15 protein-coding genes are annotated in these 15,148 nt (G+C 57.5%); 5 read left to right on the top strand and 10 right to left on the bottom strand.

Annotated elements, in window-relative coordinates; translation table 11 throughout:
- Positions 1 to 44: 44 nt before the first annotated feature.
- Positions 45 to 2,147 carry an elongation factor G gene (gene fusA / locus ACMGGX_RS21690; RefSeq protein WP_348561215.1) on the top strand — a complete coding sequence of 701 codons (2,103 nt, stop codon included), beginning with the start codon at positions 45 to 47 and terminating at the stop codon, positions 2,145 to 2,147.
- Positions 2,148 to 2,226: 79 nt separating this feature from the next.
- On the opposite strand, the gene ACMGGX_RS21685 is transcribed toward fusA, so the two are convergent.
- From ACMGGX_RS21685 to ACMGGX_RS21675, 3 genes are all read right to left on the bottom strand, one after another.
- Complete coding sequence (locus tag ACMGGX_RS21685) at positions 2,227 to 2,652, bottom strand: DUF3828 domain-containing protein (protein WP_420298987.1); 426 nt, start codon at positions 2,650 to 2,652, stop codon at positions 2,227 to 2,229.
- Positions 2,652 to 3,014 carry a CHAP domain-containing protein gene (locus ACMGGX_RS21680; RefSeq protein WP_420298986.1) on the bottom strand — a complete coding sequence of 121 codons (363 nt, stop codon included), beginning with the start codon at positions 3,012 to 3,014 and terminating at the stop codon, positions 2,652 to 2,654. Before ACMGGX_RS21680 ends, ACMGGX_RS21685 begins: the two co-directional genes overlap by 1 nt.
- A 126-nt stretch (positions 3,015 to 3,140) precedes the next feature.
- Positions 3,141 to 3,713, bottom strand: a complete 573-nt coding sequence (locus tag ACMGGX_RS21675) for a flavin reductase family protein (protein ID WP_420298985.1) — start codon at positions 3,711 to 3,713, stop codon at positions 3,141 to 3,143.
- A 108-nt stretch (positions 3,714 to 3,821) separates the two neighbouring features.
- On the opposite strand from ACMGGX_RS21675, the gene nhoA reads away from it, so the two are divergent.
- Positions 3,822 to 4,667, top strand: coding sequence for an N-hydroxyarylamine O-acetyltransferase (gene nhoA / locus ACMGGX_RS21670; RefSeq protein ID WP_420298984.1), 846 nt, complete (start codon positions 3,822 to 3,824; stop codon positions 4,665 to 4,667).
- A gap of 95 nt (positions 4,668 to 4,762) precedes the next feature.
- The gene (locus tag ACMGGX_RS21665) at positions 4,763 to 5,212 is read left to right on the top strand and encodes a hypothetical protein (RefSeq protein ID WP_126795524.1); all 450 of its coding nucleotides are present in this window, start codon (positions 4,763 to 4,765) and stop codon (positions 5,210 to 5,212) included.
- Positions 5,213 to 5,467: 255 nt separating this feature from the next.
- Here the strand turns inward: ACMGGX_RS21665 and ACMGGX_RS21660 are convergent, their stop codons facing one another.
- The gene (locus ACMGGX_RS21660; protein ID WP_420298983.1) at positions 5,468 to 6,043 is read right to left on the bottom strand and encodes a TetR family transcriptional regulator; all 576 of its coding nucleotides are present in this window, start codon (positions 6,041 to 6,043) and stop codon (positions 5,468 to 5,470) included.
- 116 nt (positions 6,044 to 6,159) lie between these two features.
- On the opposite strand from ACMGGX_RS21660, the gene ACMGGX_RS21655 reads away from it, so the two are divergent.
- On the top strand, positions 6,160 to 7,647 hold the full coding sequence (locus tag ACMGGX_RS21655; protein WP_420298982.1) for an MFS transporter: 1,488 nt from the start codon (positions 6,160 to 6,162) through the stop codon (positions 7,645 to 7,647).
- A 77-nt stretch (positions 7,648 to 7,724) separates the two neighbouring features.
- Positions 7,725 to 9,608, top strand: coding sequence for a potassium transporter Kup (locus ACMGGX_RS21650; RefSeq protein ID WP_420298981.1), 1,884 nt, complete (start codon positions 7,725 to 7,727; stop codon positions 9,606 to 9,608).
- Positions 9,609 to 9,647: 39 nt separating this feature from the next.
- Here the strand turns inward: ACMGGX_RS21650 and ACMGGX_RS21645 are convergent, their stop codons facing one another.
- The 6 genes from ACMGGX_RS21645 to ACMGGX_RS21620 are packed head-to-tail and all read right to left on the bottom strand — an operon-like array spanning position 9,648 to position 15,140.
- Positions 9,648 to 10,874 carry a Zn-dependent hydrolase gene (locus tag ACMGGX_RS21645; RefSeq protein WP_420298980.1) on the bottom strand — a complete coding sequence of 409 codons (1,227 nt, stop codon included), beginning with the start codon at positions 10,872 to 10,874 and terminating at the stop codon, positions 9,648 to 9,650.
- The gene (locus tag ACMGGX_RS21640; RefSeq protein WP_045354104.1) at positions 10,871 to 11,353 is read right to left on the bottom strand and encodes an L-2-amino-thiazoline-4-carboxylic acid hydrolase; all 483 of its coding nucleotides are present in this window, start codon (positions 11,351 to 11,353) and stop codon (positions 10,871 to 10,873) included. Before ACMGGX_RS21640 ends, ACMGGX_RS21645 begins: the two co-directional genes overlap by 4 nt.
- A gap of 18 nt (positions 11,354 to 11,371) precedes the next feature.
- A complete protein-coding gene (locus tag ACMGGX_RS21635) occupies positions 11,372 to 12,529 on the bottom strand; it encodes a branched-chain amino acid ABC transporter substrate-binding protein (RefSeq protein WP_420298979.1) in 1,158 nt (385 codons plus the stop codon).
- A gap of 28 nt (positions 12,530 to 12,557) precedes the next feature.
- The gene (locus ACMGGX_RS21630) at positions 12,558 to 13,277 is read right to left on the bottom strand and encodes an ABC transporter ATP-binding protein (protein ID WP_420298978.1); all 720 of its coding nucleotides are present in this window, start codon (positions 13,275 to 13,277) and stop codon (positions 12,558 to 12,560) included.
- Positions 13,270 to 14,037, bottom strand: a complete 768-nt coding sequence (locus tag ACMGGX_RS21625; protein WP_039262838.1) for an ABC transporter ATP-binding protein — start codon at positions 14,035 to 14,037, stop codon at positions 13,270 to 13,272. The genes ACMGGX_RS21630 and ACMGGX_RS21625 overlap by 8 nt, the downstream gene beginning before the upstream one ends.
- Positions 14,034 to 15,140, bottom strand: a complete 1,107-nt coding sequence (locus tag ACMGGX_RS21620; RefSeq protein WP_420298977.1) for a branched-chain amino acid ABC transporter permease — start codon at positions 15,138 to 15,140, stop codon at positions 14,034 to 14,036. Before ACMGGX_RS21620 ends, ACMGGX_RS21625 begins: the two co-directional genes overlap by 4 nt.
- Between the last annotated feature and the right edge of the window lie 8 nt (positions 15,141 to 15,148).

Raw genomic sequence — 15,148 nt, 5'->3', positions numbered from 1 at the left:
CATCCTGGTCGTCACAGACAAGTCATAGTGACTAAGGAAATATCATGCCCCGACCCATCCCTCTCGAACGTTATCGCAACATCGGTATCTCCGCGCATATCGATGCCGGTAAAACCACTACCACTGAGCGCATCCTGTTTTATACCGGGATGAGCCACAAGCTGGGTGAAGTACACGATGGCGCGGCAACCACTGACTGGATGGCGCAGGAGCAAGAGCGCGGGATCACGATCACCTCCGCGGCCGTCAGCTGCTTCTGGCCTGGTATGGACAGAGGCTATGAGCCGCACCGGATTAACATCATTGACACCCCGGGGCACGTGGATTTCACCATTGAGGTGGAACGTTCCATGCGCGTACTCGACGGCGCCGTTATGGTGTATGACTCCGTGGGAGGCGTGCAGCCGCAGTCGGAAACCGTCTGGCGTCAGGCCAATAAATATCACGTTCCGCGTCTGGCCTTCGTCAATAAAATGGACCGTCCGGGTGCCGATTTTTTCCGCGTCGTACGGATGATGCAGGAGCGCCTGAAGGCCAATCCGGTGCCGATTGTCATCCCGGTGGGCGCAGAAGATCATTTCACCGGCGTGGTGGATCTCATCAAGATGCGCACCATTCTGTGGGACGACGCGACGCAGGGCATGGTGTTCACCTATGCGCCCGTGCCGGACGATTTGGTCAGTACCGCCAAGGAATGGCGGGAAAAAATGGTCTCTGCGGCGGCGGAAGCCAGCGATGAACTGATGGATAAGTACCTGGAAACGGGCGACCTGACGGAAGCGGAAATTATCAAAGGGCTGCGTATTCGCACCATCTCGGGTGAAATTCAGCCGATGCTGTGCGGCAGCGCTTTCAAAAATAAAGGCGTGCAGCGCATGCTCGATGCGGTCATTGAGCTCATGCCGTCGCCGCTGGACGTGCCGGCCATTGATGGCGTGGATGAAAAAGGGCAGCACGCGGAGCGTCATCCGAGCGATGATGAGCCGTTCTCGGCCCTGGCGTTCAAGCTGATGAGCGACCCGTACGTCGGTCAACTGACCTTTATTCGCGTTTACTCTGGCGTGCTGCGCAAAGGCGACGCGGTGTACAACCCGGTGAAAGGGAAGAAAGAGCGTATCGGGCGTATCGTGCTGATGCATGCCAACGATCGCCACGAGGTGGACGAACTGCGCGCGGGAGACATCGCGGCCTGCGTTGGGCTGAAGGATGTGACCACCGGCGACACGCTCACCGATCCGAATGCAGTGATCACGCTTGAACGCATGGAGTTCCCGGACCCGGTTATCTCGCTGGCGATCGAGCCGAAAACCAAAGGCGATCAGGAGAAAATGGGGATCGCGCTGCAGCGTCTGGCGGCGGAAGATCCCTCTTTCCGCCTGCATACTGACGAAGAGTCCGGGCAGACCATTATCTCCGGGATGGGTGAACTACATCTTGAGATTATCGTCGACCGAATGAAGCGTGAGTTTGGCGTCGAGGCGAACATTGGCCGCCCACAGGTAACCTACCGTGAAACACTGCGTAAAACGGTGAAGGATATCGAAGGTAAATTTGTTCGTCAGTCCGGCGGTAAAGGGCAGTACGGCCATGTGGTGCTGAGCCTGGAGCCGCTGGAGCCTGGAAGTGGCTTTAAATTTGAAGATGCCACCAAGGGCGGCGTTGTGCCGCGCGAGTACATCCCGTCCGTTGAGAAAGGGCTGCGGGAAGCGATGAACAGCGGCGTGCTGGCGGGCTATCCGGTCGTTGATGTTAAAGCGACGCTGACGTTTGGCTCGTATCACGACGTCGACTCCTCGGAGATGGCGTTCCGCATGGCGGCGATCCTCGGCTTCAAAGAGGGCGCCCGCAGGGCGGATCCGGTGATTCTCGAGCCGATCATGCACGTGGAGGTGGAAACGCCGGAAGAGTACGCTGGCAACATCATGGGCGATCTCTCCTCCCGGCGCGGCATGGTGCAGGGAATGGCAGAGCAGTACGGAAGCCAGATTATTCGCGCTGACGTGCCGCTGGCAGAGATGTTTGGTTATGCCACGACATTGCGCTCGATGTCCCAGGGACGCGCGACGTATACGATGGAGTTCCATCATTTTGCGGAAGCCCCGCGGAATGTTGCGGATGAGATTATTTCACGACGTGCGAAGAGTTAATTAATTGCACGCGGTAGCCGCTGGGCTACCGTGTGCTTTTTCCTCTGCAACAGAGGGCGTTTCCTTTCATATCACATTGTTACTTTATCAGCGTGGCCGAGCGAACTTTCCATACGCCTTTTTCCTGGACGAGACAATCTGCTACAACGTGATCTTGTTTCTTACCAAACGCGATATAGACGTTTGTGCAAACGGCATCAAAATCAGAATGTAAGACGGTTATCTGATTCCAGTCTTCATCCCAATCCTGCGATTTGATGAACATATCCGCATCTGGCATGTCTTTTTCGTTACTGTCGCCAGAGTACATTTCTCTAATTGCTACGATAGTCTCTGCGGCAACGTAATCATTCATAATGTCCGGATTGAGTACGGGCGGTTTGTTCTGATCTAACTGCGCGATATACCATTGATTGAATTTAAGCGCCGCCTGGCCCGGTGCATAAATGTTATCTGCGACAGCGAATGGAGACAGGGCGAAAAGTAAAAAGAAGAGTGTTTTCATTATTCATGCCTGAACAGCACGTAATGAGGCTGTATGTTTCGGTAAGCCTGTCCTGGATACAGAGAGCGTTGTACAAAATCGCTGATCCACTGCTGACCATCATATATGCAAACGTGCCCGCTATCGTGGCCCGCAATATTCTGGATAACGGCTATGTCACCGGCATGAGGTTGATCGTATACCAGGCGGAATCCAGCATTGACCAATGTCCGCCCCATGTCTTTTGCCAGACGCGTATTGGGGATTTTTAATCTTCCACCCGTTCTGATCGCTTCGGTGACGTAGTGAGCACAATAACCCGTGCTCTTCGGTTGGGCGTGTGATTTGGCATACGAGATTGCGCCATCTTTATTCCATGTCATTGATATTTCCTTAACGCGCGAATGCTAATGCAGCAACTCCGGAAATATCCTCCGTTTTAAAACGCAATGGTAAACATAAAATGCCATAGAAGTTTAATATAATTCAGTAGGATATGATTAAGTAAATCAATCCAGCGCCTTCACCATCTTCCCGATCGCGACAAACGTCCCGGCCCCAAGATGATGCAGGGTATTCAGCTTATCCCCGTCAAACTGCCAGCGCCCGGCGATAAACGCGCGTTCATCGGCTGCCGCTGAAACCACTTCCCCAAACAGCGTATCGTATTTTTCTGCCGCTGAGGTGACGGGTAATAACCGACACTCCATCCACGCCAGACATTTTTCTTCTATCACCGGCAGGCCAAGTTCAGGACCGTTCACGACCGGGATCCCGTAGCAGTTAAATTTGTCTTCATCGCGCCCGCTGACGCTACCTACCGCATAAGTCCAGTTGGCCGCTGCCACGCCGGGGATGACGATGCCAAATTTTCCGCTGCGCTCAATCAGCTCGCGCGACCAGGTACTTTTATCCACGACTATTGCGATGCGCGGCGGTTCAAACTCAACGGGCATTGACCATGCGGCGGCCATCACGTTGCGTCTGTCGAGGCTTTCATCCCGACTGGTGATAAGCACAGTAGGGCCGTGGTTCAGCAGACGGCTGGCATGACGTAATTCAACAGGGCGAAAGTGGCTCATAGGATCTCCTCATCTACACCGATGAGTATGACGAAAAAGCACGTAAATCAAAGTGGATGCGTAAAATTAGTTTATAAACAGAACATCTCAATCAAAGGAAACTGATGTATGTCCCCATTTCTGACCGCCTATTTTGCCCGCATCGGCTGGGCGCAACCGACGCGGGTGGATATCGATACCCTGCGCGCGCTGCATTTACATCACAACTGTGCGATCCCTTTTGAGAATATTGATGTTGTTCTTCCTCGCCAAATCCAGCTTGACGATCGGTGCCTGGTCGATAAGCTGGTCACCGCACGTCGCGGAGGGTACTGCTTTGAGCAAAACGGCCTGTTCGAGCGCGTCCTGCGTGAAGTCGGGTTTACGGTGCGTAGCGTGCTGGGGCGCGTGGTATTAGCGAATCCGCCGCAAATGCCGCCGCGCACGCACCGTCTGCTGCTGGTTGAGCTTAACGGTGAGCGCTGGATTGCCGATGTTGGCTTTGGCGGCCAGACGCTGACGGCGCCGATTCGGCTGCTCGCTAATGAAGAACAGGAGACGCCTCACGGGCTGTATCGTCTGCTGAGCGAGGGGAACGACTGGGTGCTGCAGTTCCGTCACCACGAGCACTGGCAGTCGATGTACCAGTTTGACCTGACGACGCAGTTTTTCAGCGATTACGTGATGGGGAATTTCTGGTCGGCGCACTGGCCGCAGTCGCATTTTCGTCATCATCTGTTGATGTGTCGCCATCTGCCGGACGGCGGCAAGCTGACGCTAACCAACTTCAACTTTACCCACTGGCAGAACGGTCATGCAGAAGAGCAGATCCATCTGCCGGATGCTGAGGCGCTTTACCAGCTGATGCAGGAACGCTTTGGGCTTGGGGTTGACGATCCCAAGCATGGCTTTACACTGTCAGAATTGACGGCGGTGATGGCAGGGTTTGATACGCATCCGCAGGCAGGAAAATAGCCCGGTGACGGCTACGCCTTACCGGGCCTACAAGGGCTCGTACGTAGGTCGGGTAAGGCGTAGCCGCCACCCGACAATATCAAAGGTATACTGATATGGAAATCTTGATTCGGAATAAATTCAGTTCAGTGGGGATGTTGCTCGGGGTTATTGCACTGCTTCTCTCATTAGCTCAGTTCACCCTCGGTCCGTTTTCTTCAAAGTCGACAGCGCTTGAAGTTGTTGTGGCTGAAAAGGTTTCGGCGGTAAAAAAAGGAATAATGGCTGGTATAAAAGGAGAGCAGCCGACCGTTGAGAAGAAAAAGGAACCGGTAGATATTGACCGGTTACTGATCGCTAGCGGAATAATGTTATCTGTGATGGCGTTGGGACTTGCTTTCATTAGTGGCCTGCGTAAAGAGAACAAATGGACCGTGAGTGGGGCACTCTTTTTTTCCGGGGCCACGATCGCTTTTCATGCGGCGTTACTGGCTTTTGGTGTTATCGCTGCGGTTTTGCTCCTCATGTTAATTGTTTCAATCATAAGCGGAAGCACTCCGTTCTGACCTTATAGCCCGGGGGGCGGCTACGGCTTACCGGGCTACAGGGTTCGAACGTAGGTCGGGTAAGGCGAAGCCGCCACCCGACACAGTCAGCGGCGCGTTCCACACGCGCACCAGGCGGGTGAAGGGGAAGATAAGAACGATCGGCACGATGCCGTTGTCTATGGCACCGCTCGGGGAGGAAGCCACGCTGCCTGGCTTGAGGCAGTGCTCGCACTAATTATAAATTTTATAAAGAATAATATTCCGTTTGGAGTATTAAAATAACTCGAGTGAAATAAGCTTATCGAGATGCTTATTAAATGCCGCGTCGTCCATTTCTGGCATATTCAATACCGTAATCCCATCCAGGCCACATACCAGGCCTATCAAGCGCCAGGCAATATTTTCCGGCCGGTCAGTGAGCGTAAAGGCCCCGGCTTCAGCTCCTCCCCGAATAATCACCACCGTTTCCTGGTGCCACATCTCCATGGTCATCACATAGGCGCCTTTGATATCGGCATCGCGGCTGGCCAGGATCTGCGCCTCACGCCACAGGCGAATATAGGGTTCAAACCTCCCGTCATCGCTGCCGAGCATGGCATGAAGCTGTTCCCGCCAGCCGGCCTGTTTACCCGCGACATCCGCATCCAGCAGCTCGCGAATTAGCCGTACGAAGGCCAGCGATTTGAGTTCGCCGCCGGACGTAAAATGATGATGCACCTGGCCGGTGGCGACTCCGGCCTCGGCGGCAATACGGCGTACCGTCATTGCAGCCAGTCCTTCAACCAGCGCCACTCGCATGGCGGCCTGTAAGATGGCTTCCCGCCGTTCATCCTTGCTCAGATATCGCATATTTACTCACTCTCAATGGGAATGAAACGAGTGTAACAAAAAGCTGGACATGTGTTCAACTTTACGTAGGATCGCATCCTGGACATGTGTCCATGTTTTAAAAGAAAAGGAAATTTATGTTTCGTCAGTGGTTAGCGTTAGTGATTATCGTGCTGGTGTATATCCCGGTGGCGATCGACGCGACGGTGCTGCACGTGGCGGCGCCGACATTGAGCATGATGCTGGGCGCCAGCGGCAATGAATTGCTGTGGATCATCGATATTTACTCGCTGGTGATGGCGGGAATGGTGCTGCCGATGGGCGCCCTGGGTGACCGCATTGGTTTTAAACGACTGCTCATGATTGGCAGCACGCTGTTTGGCCTGTCGTCGCTGGCGGCAGCATTTGCCCCGTCAGCAGTGTGGCTGATTGCGGCGCGCGCCTCGCTGGCAATCGGCGCGGCGATGATTATTCCGGCCACGCTGGCTGGGATCCGCACGCTGTTTATCGACGCGCGGGATCGTAATATTGCGCTCGGCGTCTGGGCAGCGGTGGGCTCCGGTGGCGCGGCGTTTGGCCCGCTGATTGGCGGTATGCTGCTCGAGCATTTCTACTGGGGCTCGGTGTTTTTAATCAACGTGCCGATCGTGCTGGTGGTGGTTTCGCTGGCCGCACGTTTTGTGCCTCCTCAGCAGGGCCGCCCGGAGCAGCCGCTGAATATTAGCCATGCCATCATGCTGATTGTGGCGATTTTGCTGCTGGTCTACAGTGCGAAAACCGCGCTAAAAGGCGTCCTGTCGCCGTGGGTGGTCGCGTCCGCGCTGGTGACCGGCTCGGTGCTGCTGTTTATCTTCGTGCGTATTCAGCTCCGCGCCCGCGTGCCGATGATCGACATGCGTCTGTTCTGCCATCGCATCATTTTGAGCGGCGTGGTGATGGCGATGACCGCCATGATTGCCCTGGTCGGGTTTGAGCTGCTGATGGCCCAGGAGCTGCAGTTTGTTCATGGTTTTACGCCGTTTGAAGCGGGAATGTTCATGCTGCCGCTGATGGTGGCGAGCGGGTTTAGCGGCCCGATCGCGGGTGTGCTGGTGGGACGTCTCGGTCTGCGCATTGTGGCGGCTGGCGGAATGGGGCTCAGCGCCGTCAGCTTTATCGGCCTGTCGATGCTCGACTTCAGCACGCAGCAGCTGCTGGCTTCTGCCCTGATGGTTCTGCTCGGCTTCAGCGCCGCCAGCGCGCTGCTGGCCTCGACCTCGGCGATTATGGCCGCTGCGCCGAAAGAGAAAGCCGCCGCGGCAGGGGCGATTGAAACCATGTCCTATGAACTGGGCGCCGGGCTGGGGATCGCCATCTTTGGTCTGCTGTTGACCCGCAGCTTCTCGGCGTCGATTGACCTGCCGCAGGGGCTGAACGCCTCGCTCGCAGATAAAGCCTCGTCATCCATTGGTGAGGCGATGAAGGTGGCGCAGGATCTGACCCCGACGCTGGCGGAGTCGGTGATTGAGGCGGCAAAAAGCGCGTTTATCACTTCGCACAGCGTGGCGCTGGGCAGCGCGGGCGGAATGCTGCTGCTGTTGGCTGTGGGGATCTGGTTTAGCCTGGCGAAGGCCAAGCCGCAGTAATACAGGGCGCGCGGTTGGCGCGGGTGGGGCAGATGGGCTATGTTTTTTATAGGATTATCTGACTCTTGCTGGAAAATATGAGCCCTCGCCACAGCAGTGAACCGTCCCAACCGCTCTCCCGGTTAACCCTGCTTGCAGGGGGCGCGCTGGGCGTCGTTTTTGGTGATATCGGCACCAGCCCGCTCTATACCTTCCGCACGGTGCTGTCGCTCTCTGAGCATGACCCGACGCCCGGCGTCATCCTGGGCCTGCTCTCCCTGATTACCTGGACACTCATCCTGGTAACGTCCATAAAATATGCCGCCTTCGCCATGCGAATTGATAATCATGGCGAGGGCGGCATCATGGCCCTGATGTCGCTTCTGGTGGAGAAAGGCAAAGGCGGGCGCTGGGTTATTTTTTCCGCCCTTATCGGTGCCGCATTAATTTACGGTGACGGCGCGATAACCCCGGCTATCTCCGTGCTTTCTGCCCTTGAAGGGCTGGAGATGGTCATTCCTGAATCTCAGCCGTACATATTACCCCTGACGGTGGCGGTTCTGCTGGCGCTGTTTCTTCTTCAGCCTTTTGGTACCGCTCGCATAGGGAAAATATTTGGCCCGGTTATGGCGGTTTGGTTTTTGGCGATTGCTGCGCTGGGCGTGCGAGGGATCGTTCAACATCCCTTGGTATTGCTGGCCCTCAACCCTGCGTACGGCATCGCGTTTTTGTTTTCGAATGGGTACACCAGTTTTCTGGTCCTGGGCGGCGTTTTTCTCTGCGTGACGGGTGCCGAGGCCCTGTATGCAGACATGGGGCATTTTGGCAAAAAGCCCATCTGGCTTGCCTGGTACGGCATCGTCTTTCCTTCGCTGCTGCTCAACTATGCCGGCCAGTCAGCGCTGATTCTGGCCGGTGCCGACAGCAAGCAAAACCTTTTCTACACGCTCTGTCCGCCTGTGCTCCAGGTTCCGCTCATCGTTCTTGCCGCGCTGGCGACGATCATCGCCAGTCAGGCGATTATCACCGGCGCTTTTTCCATGACGCGCCAGGCTATTCAGCTTGGCTGGTTACCCCGATTACGCATCAAGCAGACGGCGGCGGAAAGCTACGGCCAGATTTATATCGGGATAATCAACTGGCTGCTGATGGGGGTGACCATCGGTCTGGTGGTGTTCTTTAAATCCTCCGATAAGCTCGCCGCCGCGTACGGCATTGCCGTGTCGTTAACCATGCTGATGACCACGGGGCTGCTGTTTGTGGCAATGCGCGAAGTGTGGCGCTGGAGCCTGACCAGCAGCGCGGTGATTGCCCTCTGCTTCCTGGTGATTGATGCCACCTTCTTGTTTGCCAATCTGATTAAGGTCCTGGAGGGCGGCTATATTCCGCTGCTGATGGCCGCCGCTATTTGTACGGTGATGCTGATCTGGCACCGCGGCGTTAAGGCGGTATCCGCATCGGTGGGCGAGAAGGGCGTCAGCGTGGATGCGTTCTTTGCCCAGCTTCAGCAAAAAACGGTGCCCAGAGTGGCGGGCTCCGCCGTCTTTTTGACCCGGACACAGAACAATATTCCGCCGGTCATGCGCTGGCACGTCGCGCGAAACCGGGCGCTACAGCAGGACGTGTTGTCGCTTACCATTGATATTCTGAATGTGCCCTACGTGGGGGAAGAACAACGCATCAGGGTAGAGCAGCGCGCGCCGGGCTACTGGCACGGCGTGGCGCAGTATGGCTTTATGGAACACCCAGACATCCCGCGTTTGCTGCAGGGTGTCAGCGAGATTAACGCGCTGTTTGCCACGGATGACGCCACCTGGTATGTCGGGCATGAAACCATTGTGGCAGGCGAAGGTGAGGCAGGAATGGCGGCCTGGCAACGGCACATCTTTGCGTTCATGAAGCGCAACTGCACGCACGTCATCAACCACTATCACCTTCCCAGCGATCGGGTTGTCGAAATCAGCCGACGCGTTGCCGTTTAGATTCTGGCGAAAGCAGATGTCCTCTGCTTTCGCACCGTTCTATCTCTCCAGGGCCGCGGACAGAACGCTATGCAATAACACGTTCGCCCCTTTTTCCGCCCACTCCGGCAGGATCCTCTCCGCTTCGTTATGGCTGATGCCTTTCACGCAGGGGATAAAGATCATGCTGGCGGGCGCAATTTTGCTGACATAGCAGGCGTCGTGTCCCGCCCCGGAGACCATCGGTTTCGACGAATAGCCCAGTTCCGCCACGGCCTTCTCCGAACGCGCCAGGCATTCGGCATCAAACGCGATGGGCGCGTAGTCAAAAATGCGCTCAACGGCAGCAGCGACGCCGCGCAGACTGAGGCTTTCAGCAACCTTATGCAGCGCCGCTTCCATGGCTTCCAGCGCCTGCTGCATAGGGTGGCGAAACTCAACGCTGCATTCCACGCGAGACGGCACAACGTTGCGCGAGTTTGGCGTAACCTTCGCCATACCGATCGTCGCGCGTCCGTCCGGCGCATGCCGGTAGCCAATCTCTTCCACCTTCAGCGCCAGCTCTGCGAAGGCGGTCAGCGCGTCGCGGCGGCTGTGCATCGGCGTCGTGCCCGCGTGGGCGGCGAATCCGTCCAGCGTCAGGGTAAACCAGCGCTGGCCCATTGCCGCGCGGACTAACCCGATATCGATGGCTTCATCTTCCAGGATCGGGCCCTGTTCGATGTGCAGTTCGTAGCAGGCGTGAACGGGAAACGCACGGGCAGGGGTTTCACCCCGGTAGCCAATGCTCTCCAGCGCTTCGCCCACGGTAGTGCCTTCGTTATCCGCGCGGGCATGCGCGTACGCTTCGCTAAACTGTCCCGTCCAGACCCCTGAAGAGAGCATGGCCGGCGCAAAGCGCGCGCCTTCTTCGTTAGTCCAGTTCACCAGCACAACGTCACGTTCAGTCTCAACGTTATGGTCGTTAAGGGTTCGCAGCAGCTCCAGCCCGGCCAGCACGCCGTAAACCCCGTCGTAGTTACCGCCCAGCGGCTGGGTATCCACATGTGAACCCGTCATGACCGGGGCAAGCTGCGGGTTTTTCCCCGCGCGACGGATAAACATATCGCCCATGCTGTCGACCTCGCAGGTGAAACCCGCGTCCAGCGCCCAGTCGCGCAGCAGGTTACGCGCAATACGATCTTCCTCGCTCAGCGCCAGACGGGTCACGCCGCCGGCGAGCGTGCCGCCGATCTGCGCCATCATCTCAAGCGTTGACCACAGCCGTGCGGCGTTGACGCGGATCATGGCTTGTCCTTACTGCTGCGGTAGCGGAAATCACAGCACGAACCGCCCTGCATGATGGTGGTCGTGCGGGTCAGCTTTACGTCCGGCGCATAGCCAACGATGAATTTTTCATCGCGCGCGCAGGAGAGCAGATGACCAATCTCGCCCAGCCCCATTTCGTGATACATCTCCGCGTAGCGGCAGCGGGTCACGTTGTAGTTGTACTGCTGGTCGTCGGCGTCGATCACCTTCACGTCCAGGGCGTTATCTTTTTCCCACAGATACTGCAGGGCGATGAAGCTCTTGACGTCCGTGCCGTTGGGTTCTTTGCTGGCAAACGCTTTGCCTGCGTCAATCGCGGCCTGCTCAATGGCCTCGCCAATGACCGCCTGGGCGCGGGTTTTCCCTATCTCGCGCACCAGGATTTCATAAATTGGCTTTATAATTTCTGCTTCAATTTTGCGGCGGGCGAGAATGCCCAGCTCGTTATTATCACTCATCACATTGCCCTCGCTGCGTTACTTCGCTTTTGCGCCACCCAGCACGGTCTGCGGCTGCCATTTACCGTCGACAACTTTGTAAACGGTGAAGGACGGCGATTTCAGGTTACCTTCTTTATCAAACGCGATCTGTCCGGTGACGCCGGAGTAGCTGATGGCGCGCAGGGCGGGCAGATAGTCGGACGGCTCAACGGAGTTTGCTTTTTCCATCGCCGCAACCAGCACGCGGGTGGCGTCATAGGCGAACGGGGCGTGCAGTTCGATATGGGTGTGGTACCGTGACTGGTACGCCTGCTCGAACGCTTTACCGCCCGGCATCTGGTCAACGGGCAGACCCGGCTCCAGCGCGACCACGCCTTCGCCTTCTTTCTGCGCCAGCTGCAGGAACGTCTGGCTGACAAATCCGCCTGCGCCCATCAGGGTGGCGTTCATGCCCAGCTGTTTGATACGACGCGCCAGCGGTGCGGCCTGGCTGTCGACGCCGCCGAAGAAGATCAGATCGGCGTTTTTACTGCGGATGGCGGTCAGCACGGCGCTGAAATCCACCGTTTTGTCATCAACGTACTGACGATCGACAATCTTCACGCCCTGCGCTTCAAGCGATTTAATAAACTGGTCCGCCAGACCCTGACCAAATGCGGTGCGGTCGTCGATCACCGCAATGCGTTTGGCTTTCAGCGTATTAACCGCGTACTGGCCGGCTAGCTGACCGCCGTCGTCGTCGTGGCCCATCACGCGGAAGCTGGTATCAAAACCCTGTTTGGTATAGGCGTGACCGGTCGCGACCGGTGCCACCTGTGCGATGCCCGCATCGTGATAGATACGTGCGGCAGGAATGCTTGTTCCGGTGTTCCAGTGACCGACAACGCCCGCCACGCCGCTATCCACCAGACGCTGCGCCACGGCCACGGCGGTGCGCGGGTCGGACTGATCGTCTTCGGACTGCAGTTTGAAGGTCACCGCTTTGCCGCCGATGGTCGGGTGCTGCTTGTTAATGTCGTCAATGGCCAGCTGCGCACCGTTCTCCAGATCCTTACCGATACGGGCAGACGGGCCGGTGAGCGGGCCTGCCAGGCCGATAACCACGGTTTCACCGTCGGCGGCCCAGGCTCCGGTAGAGGCAACGCTGCTGAGCAGAATAGCGGCGCTGAGCGCACTGATTTTTACTGTTTTCATTGTATTTCCCTGATGTTGGCTGGTGTTGTTAAACGGGCATTTCGCCCAAATAAATTTGTGCAATCTGGTCGTCATTGAGCAGCGCTTTCGATTCGCCGTGATGGACGATGCTGCCGCTGTCCATCACCCACGCGCTGTCGGTCACCTCCAGCGCGAGACGGGCGTTTTGTTCGATGAGCAGCAGGGCAACGCCGCGCTCGCGCAGGCCGGCAATGACGGCAAAAATGTTTTCGACCATCTTCGGGGCAAGGCCCATCGAGGGTTCGTCGAGGATCAGCAGTCGCGGGCGGCTGAGCAGGGCGCGGTTAAGGGCCAGCAGCTGTTGTTCTCCGCCGGAAAGCAGGCCAGCGAGCTGATGCTGGCGTTCTCCCAGGCGCGGGAAGCGCTCGAAGATCTCGTTCATCTCGCGCTTAACGGTGACAGTGTCACGCCTGAGCCAGGCGCCCATCTGCAGGTTTTCCAGCACCGTCATTCGGGAGAAGATCCCCCGGCCTTCCGGGACCATCACCAGTCCGTCACGGAGCAGGGTTTCGGGCCTGTGCTTACGGACCGATTTACCGTTGAATTCAATACGGCCGCTAAAGTTTTCCAGCCCGGTAATGGCGCGTACGGTGGAGCTTTTCCCCGCGCCGTTAGCACCGATCAGCGTAGCCTGTTCGCCCTCGTGCAGGGTAAATGAGACATCGCGTACGGCCTGAATGCCGCCGTAATGCACGTCCACACGTTCAATCTTCAGTAATTCAGACATGGGCGTTGCCTCCAAGCCAGGCGGCGATCACTGCCGGGTCGCGACGCACGCTCTCCGGCGTGCCGCTGGCGAGCGTTTTGCCGTAATCAAGCACCGTCAGGCGATCGCAGATGCCCATCACCAGCTTGACGTCATGTTCAATCATCAGCAGGGTTTTGCCGTCATCGCGCAAGCGGATGAGCAGCTCGCCGAGCGCCACTTTTTCCGCTGCGTTCATCCCGGCGGCGGGTTCGTCCAGCGCCAGCAGCAGCGGATCCGTTGCCAGCGCGCGGGCAATCTCCAGACGGCGCTGATGACCATAGGCCAGATCGCAGGCGCGGTAGTGGGCGAACTTCGCAATGCCGGTGTACTCCAGCCAGTGCCAGGCCAGCTCCCGGGTCTGTTTCTCTTCTTCGCGAGCGCGTTTGTGGCGGCTCAGCGCGGCCCACAGGCCGTTACGGGTGCGCACGTGGCGGCCCACCATCACGTTTTCCAGCACCGACATGTCGTTAAAGAGGCGCACATTCTGGAAGGTGCGTGCGATCCCGGCGGCGGTGACTTTCTCAATGTGCTTTGGGAAATAGGGCTTGTCGGCAATGGAAAATTCACCGCTGTCCGCCGGATAAAGCCCGGTGATCAGGTTAAAACAGGTGGTTTTTCCCGCCCCGTTAGGACCAATCAGGCCGTAGATCTCGCCTTTGTTCACGGCGATCGAAACGTCATCCACGGCGGTAAGCCCGCCGAAACGTTTGGACATGTTGCGTACGGTTAACAGACTCATGTATTCACCTCCTTGTGGCGTACCGGCCAGATCCCGGCAGGACGCACCAGCATGACCAGCACCAGCGCCAGGCCGTAGAACAGCTGACGCAGCACTTCCGGGTCAATCAGTACCGTACCGAACAGCGCCTGCTGAACCGGAGCTGCCTGACTGCGCAGCAGTTCCGGCAGGGCGGTAAGCAGTACCGCACCGAGGATCACACCCGGAATATGTCCCATCCCGCCCAGCACCACCATCGCCAGCACGGCAATGGATTCCTGTAACGTGAAGGATTCGGGGGAGACAAAGCCCTGGAACGCGCCGAACAGGGCACCCGCCACGCCGCCAAAAGAGGCACCCATCGCAAAGGCCAGCAGCTTATAGTTACGCACGTTGATGCCCATCGCGCGGGCCACATCCTCATCTTCACGGATGGCGTGCCACGCGCGACCAATACGGGAATGCTGCAGGCGCAGGCAGACAAAAATAATCGCCACAATCACCAGCATCAGCAGGTAGTACCACAGCCACAGCGCGGGCACTTTGAAACCTAACCAGTGGTATACGCCGCTAAACTTCAGGCCGAACAGATTCAGCGTATCCACCCCGGTAATGCCCTTCGCACCGTTGGTGATATTCACTGGACGGTCGAGGTTGCGCATCAGGATGCGGATGATTTCGCCAAAGCCGAGGGTCACTATCGCAAGGTAGTCCCCGCGCAGCTTCAGCGTGGGAGCGCCCAGTAAAATGCCGCAGACCGCAGCGACGAGCGCCGTCAGCGGAATAATCAGCAGATATGAGGTGTGCAGCCCGTCCGGGAACCAGACACCGAGGATCGGAAACACTTCCAGCAGGTGTGGGGAGGCCAACAGCGCGGCGAGATAGGCGCCGACCGCGTAAAAGGCTATAAACCCCATATCCAGCAGGCCGGTATAGCCGACCACAATATTGAGCCCCAGCGCCAGCATGATGTAGAGCAGGGCGAAGTCGATAACGCGCACCCAGTAGTTGCCGCCAAGCTGCGTGGCCACCACGGGAGCAATCAGCAGCGCGAGGCAGAACAGAACCATGCCTGACCAGAATTTGCGCGTCGCCGCTGGGGTTTGTAGTTGAAGCGTTGTCATTGTTTCCC

The organism is Enterobacter sp. BNK-29, from assembly GCF_048684785.1.
Classification (GTDB): domain Bacteria; phylum Pseudomonadota; class Gammaproteobacteria; order Enterobacterales; family Enterobacteriaceae; genus Enterobacter; species Enterobacter cloacae_M.
The sequence above is the reverse complement of the archived record's forward strand: the minus strand, read 5'-3'. Positions and strand labels throughout refer to the sequence as shown.